This is a genomic window from Actomonas aquatica (assembly GCF_019679435.2).
In the GTDB taxonomy this organism is placed as follows: domain Bacteria; phylum Verrucomicrobiota; class Verrucomicrobiia; order Opitutales; family Opitutaceae; genus Actomonas; species Actomonas aquatica.
The window spans coordinates 3,129,251-3,151,873 of the sequence record NZ_CP139781.1; the positions used below are offsets into that span (position 1 = coordinate 3,129,251).

The 22,623-nt window shown below is 65.7% G+C and carries 22 protein-coding genes; 12 read left to right on the forward strand and 10 right to left on the reverse strand.

What is annotated here, in order from left to right; translation table 11 throughout:
- Positions 1-267: 267 nt before the first annotated feature.
- The 4 genes from K1X11_RS12265 to K1X11_RS12280 all read right to left on the reverse strand — a co-directional run bounded on the left by K1X11_RS12265 (position 268) and on the right by K1X11_RS12280 (position 3,352).
- Positions 268-1,905: a peptide ABC transporter substrate-binding protein gene (locus K1X11_RS12265; RefSeq protein ID WP_221032880.1), complete on the reverse strand. Its 1,638-nt coding sequence runs from the start codon at positions 1,903-1,905 to the stop codon at positions 268-270.
- 2 nt (positions 1,906-1,907) lie between these two features.
- Entirely contained in the window at positions 1,908-2,321 is a 414-nt protein-coding gene (locus K1X11_RS12270; RefSeq protein ID WP_221032879.1) for an acyl-CoA thioesterase, read from the reverse strand.
- 34 nt (positions 2,322-2,355) lie between these two features.
- On the reverse strand, positions 2,356-2,742 hold the full coding sequence (locus K1X11_RS12275) for an RNA-binding S4 domain-containing protein (protein ID WP_221032878.1): 387 nt from the start codon (positions 2,740-2,742) through the stop codon (positions 2,356-2,358).
- 103 nt (positions 2,743-2,845) lie between these two features.
- Positions 2,846-3,352 carry a DUF3016 domain-containing protein gene (locus tag K1X11_RS12280; protein ID WP_221032877.1) on the reverse strand — a complete coding sequence of 169 codons (507 nt, stop codon included), beginning with the start codon at positions 3,350-3,352 and terminating at the stop codon, positions 2,846-2,848.
- Positions 3,353-3,562: 210 nt separating this feature from the next.
- On the opposite strand from K1X11_RS12280, the gene K1X11_RS12285 reads away from it, so the two are divergent.
- From K1X11_RS12285 to K1X11_RS12335, 11 genes are all read left to right on the forward strand, one after another.
- Entirely contained in the window at positions 3,563-3,835 is a 273-nt protein-coding gene (locus tag K1X11_RS12285) for a hypothetical protein (protein ID WP_221032876.1), read from the forward strand.
- Between the two features lie 34 nt (positions 3,836-3,869).
- Entirely contained in the window at positions 3,870-4,307 is a 438-nt protein-coding gene (locus tag K1X11_RS12290; RefSeq protein WP_221032875.1) for a DUF5069 domain-containing protein, read from the forward strand.
- Positions 4,300-4,836, forward strand: coding sequence for a gluconokinase (locus tag K1X11_RS12295; RefSeq protein ID WP_221032874.1), 537 nt, complete (start codon positions 4,300-4,302; stop codon positions 4,834-4,836). Before K1X11_RS12290 ends, K1X11_RS12295 begins: the two co-directional genes overlap by 8 nt.
- Positions 4,837-4,914: 78 nt before the next feature.
- Positions 4,915-7,329 carry a penicillin acylase family protein gene (locus K1X11_RS12300; protein WP_221032873.1) on the forward strand — a complete coding sequence of 805 codons (2,415 nt, stop codon included), beginning with the start codon at positions 4,915-4,917 and terminating at the stop codon, positions 7,327-7,329.
- Between the two features lie 410 nt (positions 7,330-7,739).
- Positions 7,740-8,459, forward strand: a complete 720-nt coding sequence (locus K1X11_RS12305) for a nucleoside 2-deoxyribosyltransferase (protein ID WP_324725968.1) — start codon at positions 7,740-7,742, stop codon at positions 8,457-8,459.
- 52 nt (positions 8,460-8,511) lie between these two features.
- On the forward strand, positions 8,512-9,126 hold the full coding sequence (gene upp / locus K1X11_RS12310) for a uracil phosphoribosyltransferase (protein WP_221032871.1): 615 nt from the start codon (positions 8,512-8,514) through the stop codon (positions 9,124-9,126).
- A gap of 78 nt (positions 9,127-9,204) precedes the next feature.
- Positions 9,205-9,666, forward strand: a complete 462-nt coding sequence (locus tag K1X11_RS12315; protein ID WP_221032870.1) for a GNAT family N-acetyltransferase — start codon at positions 9,205-9,207, stop codon at positions 9,664-9,666.
- A gap of 18 nt (positions 9,667-9,684) precedes the next feature.
- The gene (locus K1X11_RS12320; RefSeq protein WP_221032869.1) at positions 9,685-10,158 is read left to right on the forward strand and encodes a DUF5069 domain-containing protein; all 474 of its coding nucleotides are present in this window, start codon (positions 9,685-9,687) and stop codon (positions 10,156-10,158) included.
- The gene (locus K1X11_RS12325) at positions 10,155-11,018 is read left to right on the forward strand and encodes a GNAT family N-acetyltransferase (RefSeq protein WP_221032868.1); all 864 of its coding nucleotides are present in this window, start codon (positions 10,155-10,157) and stop codon (positions 11,016-11,018) included. Before K1X11_RS12320 ends, K1X11_RS12325 begins: the two co-directional genes overlap by 4 nt.
- A 66-nt stretch (positions 11,019-11,084) precedes the next feature.
- A complete protein-coding gene (gene can / locus K1X11_RS12330; protein ID WP_221032867.1) occupies positions 11,085-11,735 on the forward strand; it encodes a carbonate dehydratase in 651 nt (216 codons plus the stop codon).
- 503 nt (positions 11,736-12,238) lie between these two features.
- Entirely contained in the window at positions 12,239-12,811 is a 573-nt protein-coding gene (locus K1X11_RS12335) for a DUF7010 family protein (protein WP_221032866.1), read from the forward strand.
- 404 nt (positions 12,812-13,215) lie between these two features.
- On the opposite strand, the gene K1X11_RS12340 is transcribed toward K1X11_RS12335, so the two are convergent.
- The 4 genes from K1X11_RS12340 to K1X11_RS12355 form a co-directional block, all read right to left on the reverse strand.
- Positions 13,216-14,847 (reverse strand): peptide ABC transporter substrate-binding protein, encoded by a 1,632-nt coding sequence (locus K1X11_RS12340; RefSeq protein ID WP_221032865.1) that lies wholly within the window; start codon positions 14,845-14,847, stop codon positions 13,216-13,218.
- A gap of 85 nt (positions 14,848-14,932) precedes the next feature.
- The gene (locus tag K1X11_RS12345; RefSeq protein ID WP_324725969.1) at positions 14,933-17,200 is read right to left on the reverse strand and encodes a tetratricopeptide repeat protein; all 2,268 of its coding nucleotides are present in this window, start codon (positions 17,198-17,200) and stop codon (positions 14,933-14,935) included.
- A complete protein-coding gene (locus tag K1X11_RS12350; protein WP_221032863.1) occupies positions 17,197-19,305 on the reverse strand; it encodes a coiled-coil domain-containing protein in 2,109 nt (702 codons plus the stop codon). Before K1X11_RS12350 ends, K1X11_RS12345 begins: the two co-directional genes overlap by 4 nt.
- Positions 19,302-19,868, reverse strand: coding sequence for a hypothetical protein (locus K1X11_RS12355; protein ID WP_221032862.1), 567 nt, complete (start codon positions 19,866-19,868; stop codon positions 19,302-19,304). The genes K1X11_RS12350 and K1X11_RS12355 overlap by 4 nt, the downstream gene beginning before the upstream one ends.
- Positions 19,869-20,021: 153 nt before the next feature.
- Here K1X11_RS12355 and K1X11_RS12360 point away from each other — a divergent pair, with 153 nt between their 5' ends.
- The gene (locus tag K1X11_RS12360) at positions 20,022-20,756 is read left to right on the forward strand and encodes a class I SAM-dependent methyltransferase (protein ID WP_221032861.1); all 735 of its coding nucleotides are present in this window, start codon (positions 20,022-20,024) and stop codon (positions 20,754-20,756) included.
- A gap of 167 nt (positions 20,757-20,923) precedes the next feature.
- On the opposite strand, the gene K1X11_RS12365 is transcribed toward K1X11_RS12360, so the two are convergent.
- The gene (locus tag K1X11_RS12365) at positions 20,924-21,883 is read right to left on the reverse strand and encodes a polysaccharide deacetylase family protein (protein ID WP_221032860.1); all 960 of its coding nucleotides are present in this window, start codon (positions 21,881-21,883) and stop codon (positions 20,924-20,926) included.
- Between the two features lie 332 nt (positions 21,884-22,215).
- Entirely contained in the window at positions 22,216-22,611 is a 396-nt protein-coding gene (locus K1X11_RS12370; RefSeq protein ID WP_221032859.1) for a PaaI family thioesterase, read from the reverse strand.
- Positions 22,612-22,623: the final 12 nt, after the last annotated feature.

A 22,623-nucleotide genomic window follows, 5' to 3' on the forward strand; every position in this document is an offset into this window, starting at 1 on the left:
CTCCCACGTTAGCGCGACCAAGGTCGCGGCCTACATTTCGTCATCGAAACCGCACTGTAGGCTGCGAGCTTGCTCGCGCTGCGTTGCCCCACCGCCGCCCCAAATCTTTCTCTTTATTCTTTATCTTTCTCTTTATCCCCACCGGCCGCACCCGGCCACCCGGCCCTACTCACCCGCGCCAGGCAGGCGACGCTCCGCGTCGTCAGAGAAAGATAAAGATAAAGACGAAAGAGAAAGAGGGGCTCCCGCCCCTCCTCGCGGCGCCCCTTACCGCTCCAACCAAACGTTCTGCAGCGGGTGGATGTCCAACAAGGTCGGATTCCAGCCTTTCACCGCGGGATCAATGAGGAACGAACGCGTGTAGGTGTAGAGCGGAATCACCGGCACATCGCTACCGAGGATCTGCTCCATCTCGTCGAAGATCGCTTTGCGCTGCGCTTCGTCGCGCACGGCCAGCGCCTGCTCGACGAGCTCATCGTAGTGCGGATTCGACCAGCCGGTGCGGTTGTTGCCGCCATCGGTCACCATCATGTCGAAGAAGGTCAGCGGGTCCACGTAGTCACCGATCCAAGCACTCCATGCGAGGTCGTAGTCCTGCTCGTTCATCGAGTTCAGGTAAACCTTCCACTCCTGGTTGTAGAGGCGCACGTCGATGTTGAGGTTCTCGCGCAACATCGCCTGCAAAGCCTCACACACGATGCGACCGCTGTCGGAAGTCGGATACAGGATCTCGATCGGCGGCATGCCTTCCCCATTCGGGAAACCGGCCTCGGCCAGCAAAGCCTTCGCCGCCTCCACATTGTCCTCAAATGTCGCCGGCGGCGTGTAGCCCGGCATCTTCGGACAGAAGCTGAAGCCCGGCAGTTTCACCCCGCGCAACACTTCATAAGCCAGCCCATCACGATCGATCGCCAGACCCAGCGCGCGGCGCACCCGCGGGTCCTGCAATTGCGGCTTGTTCACGTTCACGCGGAAGTAGGCCGCCGCCATAAAGTCATCCAGACGCAGCACGTCCGACCGCTCGTCGCGGTAGTGGTCGATCTTGCTCAGCGGCACCGAATTGGTGACGTCGAGCTGACCGGTCCGGAACATGCGCTCCTCGGCATCCTCGCTGTCGATCGGGTAAAACCGCACGCCGTCGAGCTTCACCTGGTCCGCCCCCCAATAGGTCGGACTGGGGGCGATCTGAATGTGTTGATTCGGTATCCATTCCGTCAGGACAAAGGGACCGTTGCCCACGTAGTTGCCCGGGCGGGTCCAGCGGGAGCCCTTGCGCTCCATGCCGTCAAACTTGGCCACCGTCGGCGGATGAATCGGATACCAGCTGTAGTGGTGCATCACCTCTAGCAGGTAGCTGGTCGGGTGATCGAGGGTGATTTGGATGGTGCGCTCGTCGAGGGCCTTGAAGCCGGTCTGCGCAAAGTCGGTCAGTTCGCCCTTGTTATAGGCCTCGGCGCCCACCACCGGGAACAGCATGTAGGCGTATTCAGATCCCAATGACGGTGTCAGAATGCGTTTCCACGACGTGATAAAGTGCTCCGCGGTGACCGGGTCGCCATTGGACCACTTGGCGTCGGGCCGCAGGTGAAAGGTGTAAACCAGACCATCATCGGAGATCTCCCACGACTCGGCTTGGCCGGGCATGGGTTTGAGAGTCTTGGGATCGGGGATGACCAGACCTTCCATCAGCGTGCGGATGATGGTGCTCTCGGGGCGGCCGGTGACGGTCTGCGGGTCGAGGTCCGAGGGCTCGGTGCCGTTGGCCATGTGCAGCACATTGCCCTTGGCGGCACCGGTGGCCGACTTGGCGCAACCGGCGGCACCGCCGAGCAGGACGGCGAGCAGGCCAATACACAGGAGGAGCGGTCGGAGGCGGGAGGAGGTAGTGGATCGGGAGGGTGTCATGATCAGATGGAGTATTTTTCGCGCACATCGGCGGGAATCGCCACCGCGCGGTTCGTTTTCAGGTCTATCAAAGCGTAGTCACAGGTGCCGTCGCAGGAGCGTTTGCGATCGGGCAGCCGGTCGATCTCAAACTTCAGGCGGCAGCCGGCCCGCGAAAAATCCGTAATCTGGCAACGCACCACCATGCGGTCGCCCAGCCCGAGCGGCCGTTTGTAGTTCACCGTGGTCGAGACCATATACCAACCGAGCCCGCGCGCCGCGAACTCCGTCATCGACATGCCGTAGTCGCGCTCCATCTGCACAAAACGCGCCGCCAGCACGTAGTCGATGTAGCGCGTGCTGTGCACGTGCTGGTAGAGATCGATGTCGTCGGGGCGCACATCGAGTTCGGTTTCAAAGGCAGTGAATACGTCCATGGGGAAAGGAGTTCGGTCGGGGATCGGGGTCGACTCAGCCGCCGCCCAGCAATTGGTCGAGTTGTCGCCGGTCCCGTTTGGTCGGCCGCCCCGCCCCGCGGTCGCGCGCCAACACCTGCTGCACCCGCGCCGCCTTCACCTGTTCGATCGCCTCCGGCGGCGTGCGGTCCTCGCAGAAATCCGGCACCAGCTTCGCCCCCACCCGCGAGGCCGGCAGGCCCTTCACCACGAAGCGGCGTTCGAGCAACCCGTCGCGCACTGTCACCACTTCGCCAATACGCACATCCCGCGCCGGCTTCACCACGGTGTCGCCCAGCCTCACATGCCCACCGCGGCAGGCACTCGCCGCCAGACTGCGGGTTTTGAAGATGCGCACCGCCCACAACCACCGGTCGATGCGGCAGGTGTCATCGGCAGGCACGGTGGAAGAGTTTGAGGGAAGCGGTTGGCTCAAAACAAAAACGGCCGCCAGCCAAACAGGGCCGGCGACCGGTATCAAATCAAACGCAAGTCGGAGGGTCGGATCAGGTGCGTTTTTGCCCACGCAGCTCCTGCCGCAGCCAACTGTCGATCAGTTGCTTTTCGTAACGCAGCGGGTCGTCGTCGTTGAAACGCACGCTATACATGAAGCTCATGTCCCGGAGCTTGCGATTGCCCTCGGAGACGACAGTGCCGTCCGCGCGGGCAAGACGGAAGCTCAGGTTGATCCGCGGCGGGTAGAGGCTCTTCACGATGCGAATATCCTGAGCGTTCGGACCGTGCCACGGTTCGAACTCACCGGCCATGTCGACATCCGTGATCACGACCTCGAGCTGCAGGTCACTCGGCAGCCGGGACTCGGCCCGACGCTCGATGAACTTGCTCAGTTCCTTGATGTAGGTCTCTCGCCCGCGATCCGGAAACGAATAGGAGCTGGTGAAATCGGTGAAGTTATCGGTATCGACGAAGTTCACCTTCACCGCGCTCGCTGGTTCCGCCGCGACAGCGCCGGCGAGAAGCCCGAAAATTGCGAGAAATGTGGAGGTTTTCATAACAGATCTTGGTTGCTGCTTTCGACCAGCGCCTCGCCGGGAATGTTTCAAAATTCCGCATCGTCAATCGTTCGTGTGTTCACATTTCGAATACTCAAGTCGTTGGCGCTGAGCCGCTCCCACCACCCGCGCCCGGGGTGCGATTTTTTCTTGGGTCCGTCGCTTTCCTTTTGGAGCACTCCGCCTAACTTGCTGCACCCCCGCCCCGTCATGTTTGCCAACTTTTTGCCTTCCCGTCGCCCCGAGGACGCCTCTGCCCACGAGCGCGCGTTCGTGCGGGAGGTGACGGTGAAACGTCCGGTGCAACGCAGCCGCCGCTCGGAGCTACTTATCGCCATTGGCTGGATCTGCGTCTTCGCCAAATGCTGGGGCTCCTTCTGGCTCGTCGAACACTACCAGATGCCCTTCAGCGCGTGGTGGATTGCATTACCGACCCTCGCCGCCGCCGCCCTTTGCACCTGGGTCTACTTGCGGCGCAATTGACGCCACCGGCCGGCCGCCGCAGGGTGGCGCATCCATGCCTGCCATTCCCGGTCTCCGCAGCCCCTACACCATCGTCACCCGCCTCTGCTACGTGGGGCGCATGTTCGATAAGATTCGCCTGCACGCCCGCGGTGAACTCCCCGCCGCCTACCAACCTTCCCTCGGCAAGGGCCTGGATCGTCGCGTCTGGACCTTCATCGGGCTCGACTACCCGACGATCCGCGACCGCGTCCTCGCCGGCGGGACCGACGCCGAACTCGAAGCCTGGTTGTTCAGCGGCGGCCGCGATCGCTCCGACGCCGATTGCCACATGTGGAACCACTTCATCAGCAAACTCGGCTGGCGCGACGAACGCTCCGACTTTCTTCGTCAACGCATCGTCGAAGACGGTTTCACCAACCGCGGCGTGGAGACCTTTTTCGACCTCATCGAAGTCGACGAAGGCCGCCCCATTGGAGGCCCCTATGCCTGAGCCGACCGAGGGGGTTCGGCCCGCCGCCTCCGCCATCGTCGTCATGGGCGTGAGCGGCACCGGCAAATCCACCATCGGCGCCCAACTCGCCACCCATCTCGGCTGGACCTACGTCGACGCCGACGACCACCACCCCGCCGCCAACGTCGCCAAGATGCGCGCCGGCACGCCCCTCGACGACACCGACCGCGCCCCTTGGCTCGACCGCCTGCGCGCTTTGTTGAGCGATCACGCCACCCGCGGCGCCGGTATCGTGCTGGCCTGCTCCGCGCTCAAAGCCGTTTACCGCCAACGCCTCAGCCCGCCGGATCATCCGCCCGCCTTCGTGTATCTGCACGGCACCCGCGAGCTGCTTGCCTCCCGCCTGCAAGCCCGCGCCGGCCACTACATGCCCGCCTCCCTGCTCGACTCCCAACTCGCCACCCTCGAGCCGCCTCCGCCCGCCGAAGCCGTGTGGTGTGACGTCGCCCTCACGCCCAACCAAATCGTGCAACACGTCCTCGCTCACCTTTCCACCCACGCTCGCTGATGTGGGTCGGGCTTTACGCCCGACATCCCGGCACCAGCCCGCCATCCTCCGGCTCCTTTCCCGCCCTCCTCCTTTCCCATGAAACGTTCCTTCACCCGCCGCCTCCTCCGTTGGATCGGCATCGGCCTGTGCACCGTCTTCCTCGTCCTCCTCGCGGGCTTCGCCTGGATCTGGACCCGCGTGCAAAGCAGCCTGCCAACGCTCGACGGTGAGCTCCCGCTGCCCGGCCTCTCCGCCCCTGTCTCCCTCGCCCGCGATGCCCACGGCGTAGCCATCATCGAAGCGACCTCCTTCGTCGACGCCCAGCGCGCCCTCGGTTTTGCCCACGGCCAGGATCGTTTCTTCCAAATGGATCTCCTGCGCCGTCGCGCCGCCGGCCGCCTCTCCGGCCTCTTCGGCGCCAAAGCCCTGCCGCTCGACCGCGCCACCGTCGTCCACCGCTTCCCCGCCCTCGCCGAGCAAGTCCTCGCCGCCGAGACGCCCGAGCGCCGCGCCCTCCTCGAAGCCTACGCCGAGGGCGTCAACGCCGGCCTCCACTCGCTCGCCGATGTCCCCTGGGAATACGCCGTCCTGCGCACCGACCCCGAGCCGTGGACACCCATCGACACCGTGCTCGTCTCCTACTCCCTCGCCCTCGACCTGCAGGACTCCACCGGCACCTACGAAAAGACCCTCACCACCCTGCGCGACACCCTCGGCACCAACATCGTCGACTTCCTCAACCCTCTCATTGGCCCCGACGACAGTGCCCTCGACGGCACCACCGCCCCACTCACCATCACCCCCACGTCCAAGCTCATCAACCTGCGCGACGAAGCCCTCCCCGGCACCACCACCGAGACCGACGACACCGCCTTCGCCGATCCGCCTGCCGTCGGCTCCAATGGCTTTGTGCTCCCCGGCGACCGCACCGCGTCCGGCTCCGCCCTGCTCGCCGGCGATCCACACCTCGGCCTCAGCCTGCCCAACGTCTGGTATCGCACCCAACTCACCTGGCCCGACGCCACCGGCACCACCCGCACCGCCGTCGGCGTCTCCCTGCCCGGCACCCCCGGCATCATCATCGGCACCAACGGCGACATCGCCTGGACCTTCACCAACGCCTACATCGACGCCGGCGACCTCGTCCCCGTTGACCTCAACTCCATCGCCCCCGAGCTCCTCTATCACTACAAAGGCGACTCCATCGAATTCGACGAACACACCGACGAGATCGTCCTGAAAAACGGCGACGTCGAAACCGTCGAGTCCACCTGGACCGTCTACGGCCCGCTCATCGGCAAAACCACTCGCCAGAAGGACCTCGCCTACAAGTGGGTCTTCCACGACCCGTCCGCGATCAACTTCAACGTCCTCGACCTCAACCACGCCCGCAGCGTCGACGAGGCCCTCACCATCGCCGCGGACGTTGGCCTGCCCCACCTCAATCTCATCCTCGCCGACCGCGCCGGCGCCGCCGCCTGGACCGTCGTCGGTCGCATTCCCCAACGCGACGGTTACGACGGTCGCTTCCCCGCCACCTGGACCTACGGCGACCGCAGTTGGACCGGCTGGCTGCCCGCCGACCAACGCCCCGTCGTGCGCGCCGCCCCCGGCCAGGCCCTGTGGTCCGGCAACCAACGCCAAGTCGGCGGCGACGCCCTCGCCGTCCTCGGCGACAGCGGCTACGACGACCCCGACCGCGCCGCCCAAATCGAACGCGACCTCGCCCAGCTCACCGCTCCCGCCGAGCCCGCCGACCTGCTCGCCATTCAACTCGACCACCGCGCCGAATGGGCGCTGCGCTGGCGCGACCTGCTCGTGCAGAGCTTCGCCGCGGCCGGCCCCGCCGCCATCGCCGATGCCGACCGAGCCACCTTCCTGCGTCTCATCACCGAATGGGACGGCATGGCGTCCGCCGACTCTGTGGGCTACCGCCTCATCCGCGATTGGCGCAGCCAGATCGTGCACCTGACCCTGCGCCCCATGCTCGGTCGCACCTATCGCTACGCCCCCGGTTTCCCGTATTGGCGACTCCGATACGAGGCTGGCCTGTGGGCCCTGCACCGCGACGAGCCCATGCACCTGCTCGCCGCCGACTACTCCGATTGGAACGCCCTGCGCTTCGCCGCCGTCGACCGCGTTATCGCCAACCTCGACGAAGAAGGCACACCGCTGGAAACCGCCACCTGGGGTGAAGCCAACGCCCTCGAGCTCAACCACCCCTTCGGTGACTTCCTGCCCAACCCGGTGGCCTCGTGGGTCAACCTGCCGGTCACGCCGCAAGCCGGCGACAGCCGCATGCCTGGTGTGGCTCGCCCGCGCTTCGGCGCGTCGTTGCGGTTTGTCGTCGCGCCGGGTCACGAAGACGAAGCCCTGCTCCACCTCCCCGGTGGTCAAAGCGGCAACCCCCTCTCGCCCTACTACCGAGCCGGCCACGACGACTGGCTCCGCGGCCGCCCCAGCCCCCTCCTCGCCGGCGACCAGGAACACACCCTGACCCTGATCCCGTAACCCCATCTTTCTCTTTACTCTTTATCTTTATCTTTCTCCCCGACTCCCGCACCGCACCCGCGAGTCCGCACACAGCGCACAGCGGCAGGCGACGCTCCGCGTCGTCAGATAAAGATAAAGAGAAAGACGAAAGAGAAAGAATAGCTCGGCTACAGCGCCCCGTCCGGGTGTAGCAGCGGCCGTCTCGGCCGCTCCCCCGTTGCCCCTCCGCCTCCGGGCTCATCACGCGCGCCACCTTCCACGCCACGGCAAGATGCCGCGGCCACAGCTCACCACCACCGTGGCCGAGGCTTCCAGCCTCGGCGCCTACATCCCTTGCCCCTCCCGCCCCACCTGCGAAAACCGCGTTGCCCCGCCAACGCGGTTTTTGTTTGTCTACTCCCGCGGCGCCAACCGCCGCTCCTCCTCGCGTGAAAAGCAAACTCAAGCCCGCTGCCCAGAGCTACTCCGTCTACTTCGGCGGAGAGCTCTTCGATATCAAACACCTCGTCGGTAACGCCTACCTCGCCGAAGCCATTTACGAGAAATCCCACGGCAAATTCCTCTGCCACCTGCCGCAGGATTTTGAGCTGCGCGGACTCAATCCCCACGTCATCCGCGACCAGGACATCCTCGCCCTCTTCGAAGCCGATCTCGCCATCTTCAACTTTGACGGCACCGAGCTCGATAGCGGCACCGTCGTTGAATTCATGTTGGCCAAGTTTGCCGACATCCCGACCGTCATCCTGCGCACCGATCTGCGCGCCGCCGGCGACCAGGGCAGCGCCCGCCACGATCCGTGGAACCTCATGGCCAGCTTCTACCCGCGCACCGAAGTCGTGCGCGCCGCCAGCCTCATCGATTACCGCGTCCTGCAAAAGACCCGCCTGCGCAAGGTGACCGACGACATCACCCGCCTCGCCGGTCAGCACGCCTCTGCCACCGCGTCGGTCATCTGCGACCGCCTCGCCACTCAGGTCGTGCGCGCGCTCAACAAGGTCCTTAAAACGCCCTCCGTCATGCCGGCCGAAGCCCGTCCCGATGTTTACACCTGGCTCGCCCTCATGCCCGGACTCAAGGGCAAGAAAAAGGAACTGCGCGCCCACCTCGCCAAACTCCAGGAACGCAAAGTCCTCCGCGGCCTCCTCTGAGCGCAGCCGCCGCGTTTCACCCTTCACTCTTCACCATTCTCTATTCTTCGCCATGGCCCAGCTCCTCCATCACCCGCTCGCGTCGCACATCCTCACCCACCTCCGCGACAAGACCACCAAACCGGCCACCTTCCGCACCCTGGCCCATCAGATCGGGATCATGCTCGCCCTCGAAGCCACCCGCGATCTGCCCACCGGCGTGAAGACCATCGAGACGCCGCTCGAACAGATCGATGGCACCGTGCTCGAAGAAACCCTCGTCGTCGTGCCCATCCTGCGCGCCGGCCTCGGCATGCTCCAACCCTACACCGATCTCTTCCCCAGCGTGAGCGTCGGATACGTAGGCCTCGAACGCGACCACGACACCGCCGTCGCCCGCAGCTACTACTGCAAGCTGCCGTCCGTCGAAGGCTGCCGCGTGCTCTGCATCGATCCCATGCTGGCCACCGGCGGTTCCGCCGTGCAGGCCGTGCAAATCCTCAAGGACTACGGCGCCACCGACATCCGCATGGTCTCCATCGTCAGCGCGCCCGAAGGCGTTGAGACCTTCGAATCCGCCCACCCCGACGTCCCTGTCATCACCGCCGCCATTGACCGCGAGCTCAATGACCAGAGCTACATCCTCCCCGGCCTCGGCGACTTCGGCGACCGCCTGTTCGACACCTGATCCCGACGGGCCCCAACCCGTCCGCCCCCCTCCGCCGCTTTCGCCCGCCGCCGCCCGTCCGCCCCCCAACCTTGCTGCATGAAGCCACCCCTGCCCTACACCATTCGCCCCGCCACCCACGCCCCGGCCGACGACGTCGCCTGGGCCCGCCTGCGCCACGAGCTCTGGCCGGATTGCCCGCCCGAGCGTCACGCCGTCGAAAAACAACTCTACCTCCGCTCCCCCGGCATCGTGCTCTTCGCGCTCAACGAAGCCGGCGAGCCCTTCGGTTTTGTGGAAGTGAGCGTGCGGCGCGATCACGTCGTAGGTAGCAGCTCCACCGATACGCCCTACCTCGAGGGCTGGTTCATCGAGGCCGACTATCGCGACCGTGGCATCGGCCGCGCCCTCATCGAGGCCGCCTGCGAATGGGCGCGCAACGCCGGTTACCGCGAACTCGCCAGCGACACCGAGTTCGACAATCACGACGGCATCTCCGCTCACCTCCGGCTTGGCTTCCGCGAAACCGAGCGCACGATTTCCTTCCTGCGCCCGCTCTAAGTTCCTCTGGCTTCCACCGTGTCCGCGCCCACCTCCACTCCGCTCCTCCGTCGTCCCTGGGACCGCCTCGCCGACTGCATGTGGCTGCCGCGTTTCGTCGACAAAGCCCGCCTCCACCTGCGCGGCGAATTGCCCGCCGATTTCCACAAAGCTTTCGGCTTCCGCCTGGCGACCGACGGCGTGTTCATGACCCACTTCGGCCTCACGCTGGAGGCCCTCCTCGAAGCGGTGAAAAACGCCGGTGCGGACGACGCCCCCATCGCGACGTGGTTCCTCGCTCAACCCGGTGTCACCGCCGAATCCATCGCCGCCTGGAACGAGTTGGCCCCTCGCCTCGGTCTGCCCGGCACGCCGATGGAACGCGCCTTTCGCTGGGCTCTCACGCACTACTACACCGGCGACGACCTCGATCCCCGCGTCACCACCGTCTTCACCGGCCTCGCCTGGGATGAAGGTTACCTGGACGAAATGCCCGCTGCTCTGCTGCCGTGAACCATACCCTGCGCCCCGCCACCGAAGCTGACCTGCCCGCCCTCGCGGCGATCTACATCGATGCAGTGCGCACCCTCGGACCCGAGTCCTACAGCGAGCGCCAGGTCGACGCCTGGGCCAAGTGGCCGAGCGAAGAACCCGATGCGTTTCGCGACCGCATTTTTGCCGGCGACGCCTGGGTCGCCGAGATCGACGGCAAACCCGCCGCCTTCGCCGTCTTCACCGCCCCCGACCACCTCGACTTCCTTTACACCAAGGGCGAATTCGCCCGCCGCGGCCTCGCCACCGCCCTGCACACGAAGCTGGAAATCATCGCCAACGCCAAAGGCGCGCCCTTCCTGCGCACCGAAGCCAGCTACCTCAGCCGACCCGTCTTCAACCGCTTCGGTTACCGCGTGACCGCCATCGAACGCGTGGAACGTTTCGGCGAGACCTTCACCCGCTTCCTCATGCGCAAACGCCTCTCCGTCGGTCCCCCCGCCACCGGTCCCGCCGTCGCCGTGATCAGCGAACACGAAGCGTCGTTTGCCGTCACCCCCGTCGTGGCCGCCGAAGAGAACGTGACCGTGCGCCGCTTCGACGAAAACAACCCGGGTTGGTTTTCCGGCTCCGACCCCCGCGGCGTGCCCGGCTATTTCCCCGCGGCCTGGTTCCAAATCGACGAGATCCAACACCGCGCCTCCGCTCTGCGCGACTATGCCGCGGTGGAACTCAACGTGGGCGTGGGCGACCTCGTGCACGTCATCAGCACGGTCAACAACTGGCACCTGGTGGTCACGGCCGACGGCCTCCACGAGGGCTGGATCCCCGGCGACTGCCTGCCCCCGGTGACCGATTCGGCCGATTGGCAACCCGCCTGAGCCCGCCCCGGCAATCCGCCGCTTTTACTTGCGACCGGCCCAAGCACCGGGACACTGCGCCCACCCATGAAAACGCTTTCTCACCTCTTTGAACAAAACCGCAAGTGGGCGGAAGCCATCACCAAGGAAGACCCGGAGTTCTTCACCAAACTCTCCCAACAGCAGACCCCGGAGCACTTCTGGATCGGCTGCTCCGACAGTCGCGTGCCCGCCACCGAACTCATCGGCCTCATGCCGGGTGAGGTGTTCGTCCATCGCAACATCGCCAACGTCGTCGTCCACACCGACCTCAACTGCCTCTCCGTTCTCCAGTTCGCCGTCGACGTCCTGAAAGTGAAACACGTCATGGTCGTGGGCCACTACGGCTGCGGTGGTGTCAAAGCCGCCCTGCGCTGCGAACGCGTGGGCCTCGTCGACAACTGGCTGCGCCACGTGCAGGACGTGAAAACCAAACACAGCGCCTGCCTCTGCGGCCTGCCCACCGAGGGCGAGCAACACGACCGCCTCTGCGAACTCAACGTCATCGAGCAAGTCGCCAACGTCTGCCAGACCACCATCGTGCGCGACGCCTGGGAACGCGGCCAGACCCTCCACATCCACGGTTGGATCTACAGCCTCAAGGATGGTCTCCTGCGCGACATGCACATCGGCGCCTCCTCGCAAAAAGAAGCCGAGGAAGCCTACCGCGTCGCCATCGCCGAACGCACCGCGACCTGACGCTGCCCCCAAGGTGGACGCGGACCTCCGGGCCGCGTCATCCCTGCCCCTCAGCCCGCGCCTGCGCCCTTCCAACGCAGACCGCGCCCAGAGGTCACGGTCCACCCTCCCCCCAAGGTGGACGCGGACCTCCGGGCCGCGTCATCCCTGCCCCTCACCCCGCGCCTGCGCCCTTCCAACGCAGACCGCGCCCAGAGGTCACGGTCCACCCTCCCCCCCAAGGTGGACGCGGACCTCCGGGCCGCGTCTTCCCTGCCCCTCGGCCTGCGCCTGCGCTGTTCCAACGCAGACCGCGCCCAGAGGTCACGGTCCACCCTCCCTCCCAAGGTGGACGCGGACCTCCGGGCCGCGTCATCCCTGCCCCTCACCCCGCGCCCGCGCCCGCCGCACCGCCCGCACCGCCGCATTCCCCGGCGCCCCCGCGCTGACAACCGCTCATCCCGAGTCGGTTGCCGCGCTGCGTGCTGCAATACACCGTCGAGCCTACTCCTCCAGTAACAACGATGTATAACCCGCAGTCCCCGCTCTCGCTCGACGAACAATGGCGCCACTACGCCGCCTCCCGCTTCATCACCATGCCGCTGGCCGGCACCATCATGTGGGTGATCATCGGCATCGTCGGCCTGCTGCGTCCGGGATACGTCGCGGAGATGGCAGTCTTCGTCTGCACCGGCTCCATCTTTTACCTCGCCCTCGGCCTGGCCAAATTCACCGGCGAGGACCTGCTCGGCAAAACCAAACCCGGCAACTTCTTCGACCGTATCTTTCTCTCCAGCATCCTCATGGCCTTCGCGGTCTACTCGATCGCCATTCCCTTTTATCTGGTCGAGAAGAGTTCGCTGCCCATGACCGTCGGCATCCTCACCGGCCTGATGTGGATCCCCTTCTCCATCCTCGCCCGCCACTGGGTCGGCCTCTTTCACGCCGGCGTCCGCACCGCCGGCATTCTGGTGGCCTGGTATTCACTCCCCGAATACCGCTTCGTCGCCATCCCCGCCGTCGTCGTCGCGACCTACCTCGTAACCATCGTCGTCCTCGAAAAACGCTACCGCGCCCTGCAGGCCGCCTCGCTGTAGCCGGGGTCGTCGACCCCGGACCGGGCTCACCGACCCCGGCTACACCCCGCCCGCCGCGGGCTTCGCAAGCAAAGCCCCTACAACCCATGTAGCGGTCTGGCTTGCCAGACCCTCGCGTGTATCGCCCGCCACAGGCCCCGCTACCGCTAGCGCGAGCGAGCTCGCAGCCTACATTCCGCCCTCGAACCCCGCACTGTAGGCCGCGAGCTCGCTCGCGCTAACCTTGCCCCTCGGCCCACACCCGGCCACGCCCCCCCCTCTTTCTTCTTCATTCTTTATCTTTCTCTTTATCCCCGCTTCCCGCTCCCCCGCCCAACGTCGGCGACGCTCCGCGCCGTCAGAGAAAGAGAAAGATAAAGACGAAAGAGAAAGAAGGCCCCTTCCCGCCGCACGCGCCCCTTCGCTCACTCCTCCAGCCGCACGTATTTGTAGGGGTGCTTGTCCAACGGATTGGGATACCAATGCTTCACCCGCGGATCGAGGAGGTAGCCCTGCGAATAATGATAAATCGGCGCAACCGGCATCTCGCGCAGCAGGATGGCGTCGAGCTCCTGCAGCATCGTCATGCGCTTGGCCGGATCCAACTCCGCCATCGAACGTGCGTGCAGCGTATCATATTCCTCAATACCCCAGCCGGTGCGGTTGTTGGGGTTCCCCGTGGTCATGATCTCGAGGTATTGATTCGCATCGGCGTAAACCGACACCCAACCCGATCGCGCGATCCCGTAATCAAGGTTTTTCAGCGAATCCAGATACACCTTCCACTCCTGGTTGTAGAGCGTCACGTCGATGCCCAGGTCCCGCTTCCACATCTGCTGAATCGCCTCCGCCAGCGCCCGGTGCTTCTCCGAGGTATTGTAAAGCAACTCCGCCGCCGGGAAACCTTCCCCGCCCGGATACCCTGCCTCGGCCAACAACGCCCGCGCCGCCTCGAGGTCGCGGGACACCGTTGCGATCGGCGTGAAGCCCCCCGTCCCGGGCGGCGAGAAACTGTGCGCCGGCTGCTCTCCGCCGCGCGTGATGTTCTCCACAATCGCCGTGCGATCGATCGCCATGGCCAACGCCCGCCGCACCCGCGCATCGTCAAAGGGCGGCCGCGTCACGTTGAACCGATAGTAGTAGGTGCCCCATTGCGGATCCAACCGCAGCGGCGACTCCGGCATCGCCGCGTAGGTCTCGATCTTCGTCAGCGGGACCTCGCTGGTTTTGTGCAACTGACCGCTGCGGAACATGCGCTCCTCCGTATCGATGCTCTCGATCGGGAAGAAGTGGATCTCATTGAGCGACACTACGTCGGCATCCCAGTAATGCGGATTGCGGTCCACGATGATCACCCGATTCGGCTGCCATGATTTAAGTCGAAACGGCCCACTACTCGCCAACACGCCCGCCTTCGTCCAACCCGAACCGCGGCGGTAGGGTTCCCCCGTCGCCTCGATCACATGCATGGGCACCGGGTTCCACGCCTCATAGGTCATGAGGGTGAGGAAATACGGCACCGGATGCTCGAGATGCACCACCAGCGTGCGCGCATCCGGTGCCTCAAAACCCACCGTCGAAAAATCCGTCGTCTCGCCGCGATTGTAGGCCACCGCGCCGCGCACGATTTCGAAGAGGTAGGCGTATTCCGCGCCGAAGCTCGGGTTAATCGCCCGCTCGTAGCCACGGATGATTTCCGGCGCTTCGATCGGCACCCCGTCCGACCACTTCGCATTCGGCTGCAGGTAAAAGGTGTAGGTCTTTCCATCCGCCGACATCTCCCAACGCTCCGCCAGGCCCGGCACCAGCGCGCCCGTCTCCGGCTCGATGTCGACCAACCCCTCGAACAGCGCGTCCATGATATGAAACTCCGGCACGCCCGTGGAGATATGCGGATCGAGGTCCGGCGGCTCCGCGCCATTGCCGAGGTAGAGGATGCCTTCCTGCACCCCGCGATCCACCGCGCGCTCATCGCGGGCACACCCCGCCGTGATCAGGAGAGCGCCGACCCAAACAGCCGCCAGCACCGCGATTCGCCCCAACGCTTTCATTCGCATGCGGGTGTTACGGTGCAATCCCGAGCCCAGTGCAATCCTGCAACGTCCGTGCCGCGACGCCCCGCCCGCGCCCACCCCGCGCCCCTCATGGCAACGGCTCGATCACCTTCACCACTTCGGTCAGCCGCAGGCCGTCATCCCACCCTGCCTTGATCGCTTCATCCGGCAGTTCATGCCGATAGAAATAACGCTGCTCGAGGTCCGACTTGGCCATGACGACAAACCACTTGCCCGCGCCGTGAGCGACGCGGCTGATGATGTAACCCTGGTCGTAACCCTGCGCGATCCAGCGCTCGGGGAAACGCACACTCGTCGTCCAACGCTGCACCCCGTAAGGCGCCTTGGCCGCCGCCGCCAGATACCACAGGCCGTTGTGGTAGGCGACATCCTGGATCCGCATGTCCCGACTCCAGATGTCCTGAATGCCCTCGCTCAGGCCGTCATCGCGCACCGATTTCCACCACTGTTTGCCCAGCGACGCCCCCCGCGCCATCAACACCGCCCACCGGCCTTCGGCCGTCACCTCAAACTCCATCAAGCCGTAGCCCTGATCCCACTTGGCCTTGATCCAATCCCGGGGAAAGGCCTCCCCCGTCTCCACGTTTTGCTCATCGTGCAACGGGCTCTTGGTGCGCACCACCAGCCAGCGGTCGCGCTCATCGTCGCGCGTCAGGTTGGTGATGTTCTGCCCTTCGCGCCAATACCCACTCAGGTCGGCCCGCAGTTCGTCGTCCGCCCAGCCGTAAGTCTGATGCGTGTTGGACTCCGTCATCACCACCACCCAACGGCGCCGCAACTCCCGCAGGCGTTGCCCTTCCGACGAGCTCAACGACGCGACGTTTTGCAACCGCCCCAACGCCTTCAGCTCCTCGTCGTCCATGTCCAGCTGCCGCGCCGCCTGCGCCCAACTGCGCAACGCCCGCTGGTGCGGTTTCCCACTCGTTCCATCCGCCAGGCGTTGCGACTCGACCATCGCCTCCCGCGCGCTGCCTTCCTTCAGCAACAGCGTCACGATCTGCTGCTCGATCGCCTTCTCCTGCGAGGCAAACTCCACCCGCTTGCGCGCTTCCCGGTAGTCCGCGATCGCCTCCGCATAACGACCGAGCTCCACGTTCGCCAGCGCCCGCAACTCATACAACGACGGCGCCGCCGGATCGATCAGTCCCGCGCGCGCCAGATCCTCCAATGCCGCCTCCGCGTCGCCCGCATCCAGCCGCGCCGCCCCCCGCATCAAAAAATACCGCGCGTAATCCGGATTCACCGGCACCTGCGCGATCGCCGCATCAAACGCGGCCAACGCTTCCGCCGTCGCACCATCCCCGAGCAACACCACGCCCTTCTCGTAATCGACCCGCCCCGGCAACCCGGCGTCCACGCGCCCGTCCGACGTGCCTTCTGCGGCGCCCTCCACCGTCGCGACGCGTCGCTCCACGCGTCGTCGTTGTTCAATCGCACTGAGCTGCGTCTGCGCTTCCGCCACCACACGCACATCGCCCCACTCCACTGCCCGGGCCAACCAACCCGCCGCGTCATCCCAGCGCTCGACCATGCCGAAGTTTAACCCCGCCAGCAGCGCCACCGCCCCGTCCTCGGTCGACTCCGCCACCGTCGCATACGCCGCCGCCGCGGCGGCAAAATCACCGGCACTCTCAAGTTGCTCCGCCTGCGCCCGCGCTGTCGCCGCCTCCCGCCGCGCCGCGATCTCGTCGCGATAGACCGCCAGCTCCGCCCGCAGCTCGCCCTCCGGCGCGCGCGCCACCGCCTGCTCGGTCAAGGGCAACGCATCGTCCCAAGCCCCGTCCGCCGCCAGAACCTGCGCGGCCAGCGCCGGCGCTTCCCACCGTTCCGGCTGCAACGCCTGCGCCGCCGCCGCCTCGGCAAACGCCCCGGCCAAATCCCCCGCGCGCCACCGCGCATCCGCCCGCGCCAACAACTCCCCATACGCTTCCGCCGCGCTCGGCCGCTGCTGCAGCGCCAACAACGCGCCGCGCGCCTCCGCCGCCTTCGCATGACCCGGTGCCATGGCCAGAAAACGTTCATACCCGCGCATCGCCTCCTCGGCGTCGCCCCGTGCTTCCGCCAGGACCGCCAGATTAAACACCGGATCCGGGTAGTCCGGCCACTGCGCCTGCAACTCGACAAACGCCGCCTGCGCCGCCGCCGCGTCTCCACTTTCCAAATACGCCACCACGGCCGCCGCAAACGCCTCCTCCGCCGCCGGCTCCACCGCCAGCGCACGACCGAAGCCGAATGTCAGCACCAACACGCCCGCCAGCCACCCCATCGCCTTCGTGCCCGCGCTCACGCGCCCCCGCTTCATCGTTCCGTTCATCATGATTGTCGTTTCGTTCACTCGTCGTTCTCCTCCGCGTCTTCGTCCCAGCCAAAGGTCTCGGCGTAACGATTCGCCGTGCGTTCATAAGCTTTGTAGAGCCGGTCCAGATAGTCCCGCGGCGGCGTGATGATGCGTGCCTCCGCAAACACGCGTTCCGTGTCCTGCTCGAAGCCGCTCAGTTCATCAAAGTCTTCGCCCGTGCGCTGCGTATACTCCAAGCGCGCGATGCCCTCGACCGATGCCTTCTTGGCCAGACTGCGCAACCGCGACCGCCAGTGCAGCCGTTTCCCCGCGGCCGCCATCACGTCATTCAGCCGACTGCTCACTGTCGTGCTTTCGCTGCCGATAAAATCCTGCGCCCACTTCTCCGGCTCGCTGTTGATCACTTTACGGTAGTGCTCCCGCACCACCTCCGTGCCCCTACGCAACCGCCGCATGCCGCGCTCCCAGATCCGGTCCAGCGTGCTCGGCTCCGCGGGCGCTTGGGCCAACGCTTCCTCGCTGGCGGCGCGCCCGGTATACTGCGCCAACGCGGAGTCCACCTCCGCCCCCCAGCGCGGCGCCAGTGGCGCCTCCGCCTCGTCGTTCCACCACCGGCTCACCTTTTCGCGCGCCGTCGCCAACCGTTCCTGTATCCAATCCGCGGATGCATACTCCGCGCCCAGCCGTGATCGCGGCACCCGTTCCGCCTGGCGACGGGCGATCGCTGCCGCCTCCGCCCGCGCGACGTCACGTTGTTGCTGTTCCACGCGCGCTTGTTCCGCGGCCAGCGTCGCCGCTTCGCGTTCCTGCGCCGCCAACATTGCGGCTTCGGCCCGGCGGGCGCGTTCGCGCAAGGCTACGATGGCCGCTGACTCAACCGGCTCGGCCACCGCCGCGACCGGCTCCGGTTCCGGCGCAGGAGGCGCGGATTCCCGCTCCGGCGCCCGCACCCGCTCGGCCCCGGCCAAGCTGCGCCAGATCGTCCGCCGCTCCTCCGGCACGAGTACCGCCGCCGCACGCGCAGCGCGTTGCGCGGCGAGTTCCGCCTGACGCTCCAGTCGCTTCGCCTCGCGCAACTCCCGCTCGGCTTCCCGCTTGGCCGCCTGCTCCGCCTGCGCTGCCTGGCGCGCCTCGATCCCGCCATAAAAATTGATCCCCCAGCGCGCATGGTTGGCGTCGATCCGCCGCAGATCGATCTGGTGATCCAGCTCCCGCTCCCTCGCTTCCGCCACCCGCACCCGTTCCCGCTGCTGCTGCACCGCGCTCTTGTGCTGCTCCTCCGTGCGCGTGATGAGCTCCTGCAAGCGCTTTACCTCGGCATCACGCTCCCGCTCCAGCTTCCGCCGCGCGGTATCACGCTCGTCGATGAGCTCCGACCGGCGGGTCCGATAATCCGACAACAGTTTGGCGTGCGCCTGCTGCTGCTGCGCCACGTCTTGTTGCAACTCCGCCAACTCCCGCGAACGCCGCGCTTCCGCCTCCTGCAGCTTGGCCTTCGCCTGTTCGATCGCGCGATCAAACTCCGCGGTTTTGCGCGCGACCACTTCTGCGCTCGCCGGGATCGCCCGGCCCGAGACCTGACGCAAATGGGACTGAAAGCTATTGCCCGTCTGATCCTCAATCTGACTCGCGGGCCGGTTGCACTGGCTGCAGTAATACCCCTCCTGCAGCTCGCGGATCCCCTGCTCCCGCAAGCGCTCCGCCTTGTCCAGGGCCTCGCGGGCGCGATCCACCCGGGCATTGATCTCGGTGGGATTCGCCGCCTTCGCCTGCAACTTCGCCAGGGCGTCTTCGCTCTTCGCGCGTTCGTCCCAGTGCTGCCGATCGAGCGTGTCGACCGCGCGATCAAAGCGGGCCGGATCAAACTCGCGCGCCCGCTCCCGCTCCAACCGCTCGCGCAGCGCCGGGGTTTCCGGACCGGTCGCCTGCAGGTCCCGCAAACGCGCGGTCGCCTGCTGCCGGGTCGCGCGAGCAGCGTTCAGCCCGCCCTGCAACTCACCAATCTGTGTCTCGATTTGCTGCAAATGCACCCGTGCCTCAGCCGCGGTTTTATACTGCGCGACCGCACTCGTCGGCAGCACGACGCACACCGCGAGCCACCACGCCACCCGCCACCGTCTCGTATCGGCCCAGCGCATCATGGTTGCCGGCGCTCCACCCGATCGATGACCGCCTGCAGCGCGCGCGACTCCTGCACCTCCGCCGCCGCGCGCACCCGCTCCGCCTCAGCGACGGCCTGCTGCCGCTGCCATTCCTGAAAGCCATAAAGCGCGCCCACTCCGCATAACACGCCCAAGAGCCACACCGGGAAACGTCGCCGCGGCTGTGAACGAACTCGCGGCGCCGCCTGCTGCGGCTGCGCGGGCGCTGGGGCCGGTTCTGGCTTGGGCTTCGGCTGCTGCGGTGGTTTGGGCTGCACCGGTGGCGGCGGTGACGAGGGCGGCGCTTTCGGCGCGCTACCCGGCCGCTTCGCCTGCTGACGCGCTTCGGCTGCGGCGACCGCCTCCTTCTCCAGACGATCGATCGTTGCCTCCAGTTGCTGCTGGAGCTGTTGCACGCGCGTCGGCGACGGACCGGGTTCCATCTTGGCGATGCGGGCCTGCAAAAACTCGCGGGCCCGTTCGTAGACGGCCCGACGTTTCGCGGGAGTGGTCGCGCGCGAAGCCTTGAAGGCTTCCCGCAACATCAGTTCAAAATCGTTCATGGAGTCGAGTCAGCGAGCGAGTTCGGCGGCAGCAGCAGGTGACATTCCCCGAAAAGGCCCCATTCACAACCATCCCGCCAAAAAGTCCCTCCGAAGCGGGACCGACTTGTCGATTTAGGGATTTCTCTGAATCGTCCCAACCCACTCCCCTCCATGCGACTCTGGCACAACAAAACCGTCTGGGAAAAACTCGCCCGCGAAGACCCTTACTGGGCGGTGCTCACCCTGCCCGACACCACCGGCAACCGCTGGGAGATCGAACAGTTCTTCGCCACCGGTCGCGAAAATGTGGATACAGACCTGACCTATATCGCCGGCCAACGGCCCGATCTGCGTCGCGAACACGCCCTCGATTTCGGCTGCGGGGTCGGTCGCCTGAGTCAGGCCCTCGCCGACCATTTCGCGCAGGTCACCGGCATCGACATCGCCGCACCGATGATCGAACTCGCTCAAAAACACAATCAACACGGCGAACGTGTGCGCTACGTGCACAACCCCGCCAGCGACCTGCGCTGCCTGCCCGACGCCAGCTTCGACCTCGTTTACAGCGTGATCACCCTGCAGCACATCCCCACCGCGCTCATCCGTGGTTACTTGCGGGAGTTCCTGCGCGTGTGCCGCCCCGGCGGTGCCATCTATTTCCAGCTCCCCGCCGAAGCCCCGGTGCAACCGTGGCGCTTTTCCTGGTATCCGCCGACCCTGTGGATGCGCTTTAAACGCTGGTTTCGCAAAGCCGCCGCCATCGATCCCGAGATGGTCATGAACGCCCTGCCCAAAGCGGAGGTCATCGCCCTGCTCGAAAAACACGGCGGCACGGTCATCGACACCCGTCCCGACCACGCCGCCGGCGACCTCGAAAGCTGGTCCTACCTCGTCACAAAAAAGTGAACCTCCCGCCACCCAAACGACCAATCTTTCTCTTTATTCTTTATCTTTCTCTTTCTCTGACGACGCAAAGCGTCGCCCAAACCGAATCATGACGCCGCGATCGGATTCCGGTCCGCGGGGATAAAGATAAAGATAAAGACGAAAGAGAAAGAACCGCTCCCGTCCCCTCACGGTTTTTGCGGAAACAACGCATCCCGGATCGCCCGCGAATCGATCAGGATGATGCCTTCCTCCTCGATGATGCGCCGCGTCTCCGGATCGGTCGCCCAATCAAAGTCGATCTGCCGCCAGGCCGCGCCCCAGAGCTCCTTGTTCACCGTGATCGCGCGCATCTCTTCGTCGTCGTAGGCGACATGCAACACGATCAGGTTCAGCCCCGGCTCCAGCTCGCGCAGCACGCGGTTGTAGTGCGCGGTCATACCGTCGGGGTAGGTCGCGGGCGGCGCTCCGTGAATGCTGGTGTAACCTTCGGCGTAGCCTTCGCCGGTGTGCGAGTGCAGCCGTAAGGGCAGGCCATACTCCGCGCCGATCTGCCGATAGAGCTGTAGCAACTCCGGCGTCGCCGACATCACGCCCATGTGCCCGTCGAGGTGCGTCACGTCGATGCCCTGCGCCAGCGCATGATCGATCTGCGCGCGCACCTCGCGTTCCACTTCGTCGATCTTCGCCGCGGCCGCGTAGTCGGGCACGTTGTCATGAAACACCCCTGCAGGCGTCACCAGACTCGGCACCTCATCCTTGCCCGCCAGGGGCCCCCATTTGAACGTCTCCCACTCCGCCGTGAGCGTGAGGTGCACCCCGATGTCGGCCTCCGGGTGCGCGTGTTGGTAGTTCACCACTTCGGCCACCCACGGTGTCGTCATCATCACACTGGTGGAAGTGACCACCCCGTCCTCCATCGCCCGAAAGGTCGCCATGTTTTGCGAGTGCGACAACCCGATGTCATCGCCGTGGATCACCAACAACTTCGCGTCCGCCGGATAACCGAGCCGCTCCTGAATCGTCATCGCCGCCACCGCCTCCTCGTCATGACCGTGCTCATGCGCACGGACCATCAGCGGAAACCATCCAACGAGCAACACCGCGGCGGCGACCCGCGAAAACAGAGGGGAACGTAGGGGCAACATGCCGCCAGCCTGCACGGCCGCCGCCACCTTGATGAGCCTTTTCTCGCGCTCGTTGGGGCTTAGGGCGTGTCTAGGAAAGCCGAGGTGCCAGCGTGAGTAGGAAAAGGGGCTCGCGCCAGGCGGCCGCGACGGAGGTGGCCCAGAGGGCCATGCCGTCGTGGGCAACGCCGCGCCAGCCCCTTTTCCCGCTCACCCTTCGGGCTGGGACGGAGTCAGAGGAGGCCGGCGTTGTCGCCGAGGGACAGTGCCCACGGGCACAGTTCCCTCGGCTCCGCCTTGCCCTCCACTGGCTGCGCTCCCAGCGATGGCTCCTCGGCTTTCCTAGACACGCCCTAGTCGCTGATCGTCATGCAGGTGCTCGTCGCCGTCGCGACCAGCCGCCCGCGCGCATCGCGCACTTCACAATCGAGAAACCCGATGCGCAGGCCGCGCTGCACCACCTTGGCCGTCGCCGTCAGCAAACCGAGCTTCACCGGCCGCATAAAATTCACCTTCAACTCGATGGTCGAAAAGTCGTCGTCCTCGTGCAGCTGCCGCCCGTAGCACGTGCCCATCGCCGCATCCGTCAGCGCCGAAATCACGCCACCATGCACGCGCCCCATCGGGTTCGCATGCTGCGGTCCGGCTTCGAGCGTCACAGTCGTGACGCCGTCAACTTCCGGCGCGACCCGGAAACCGACGAGCTTCGAGATAGGAGCCTCTTCAAACTGTTCTGCAGACGGAGCCATCCCGCACGGGAA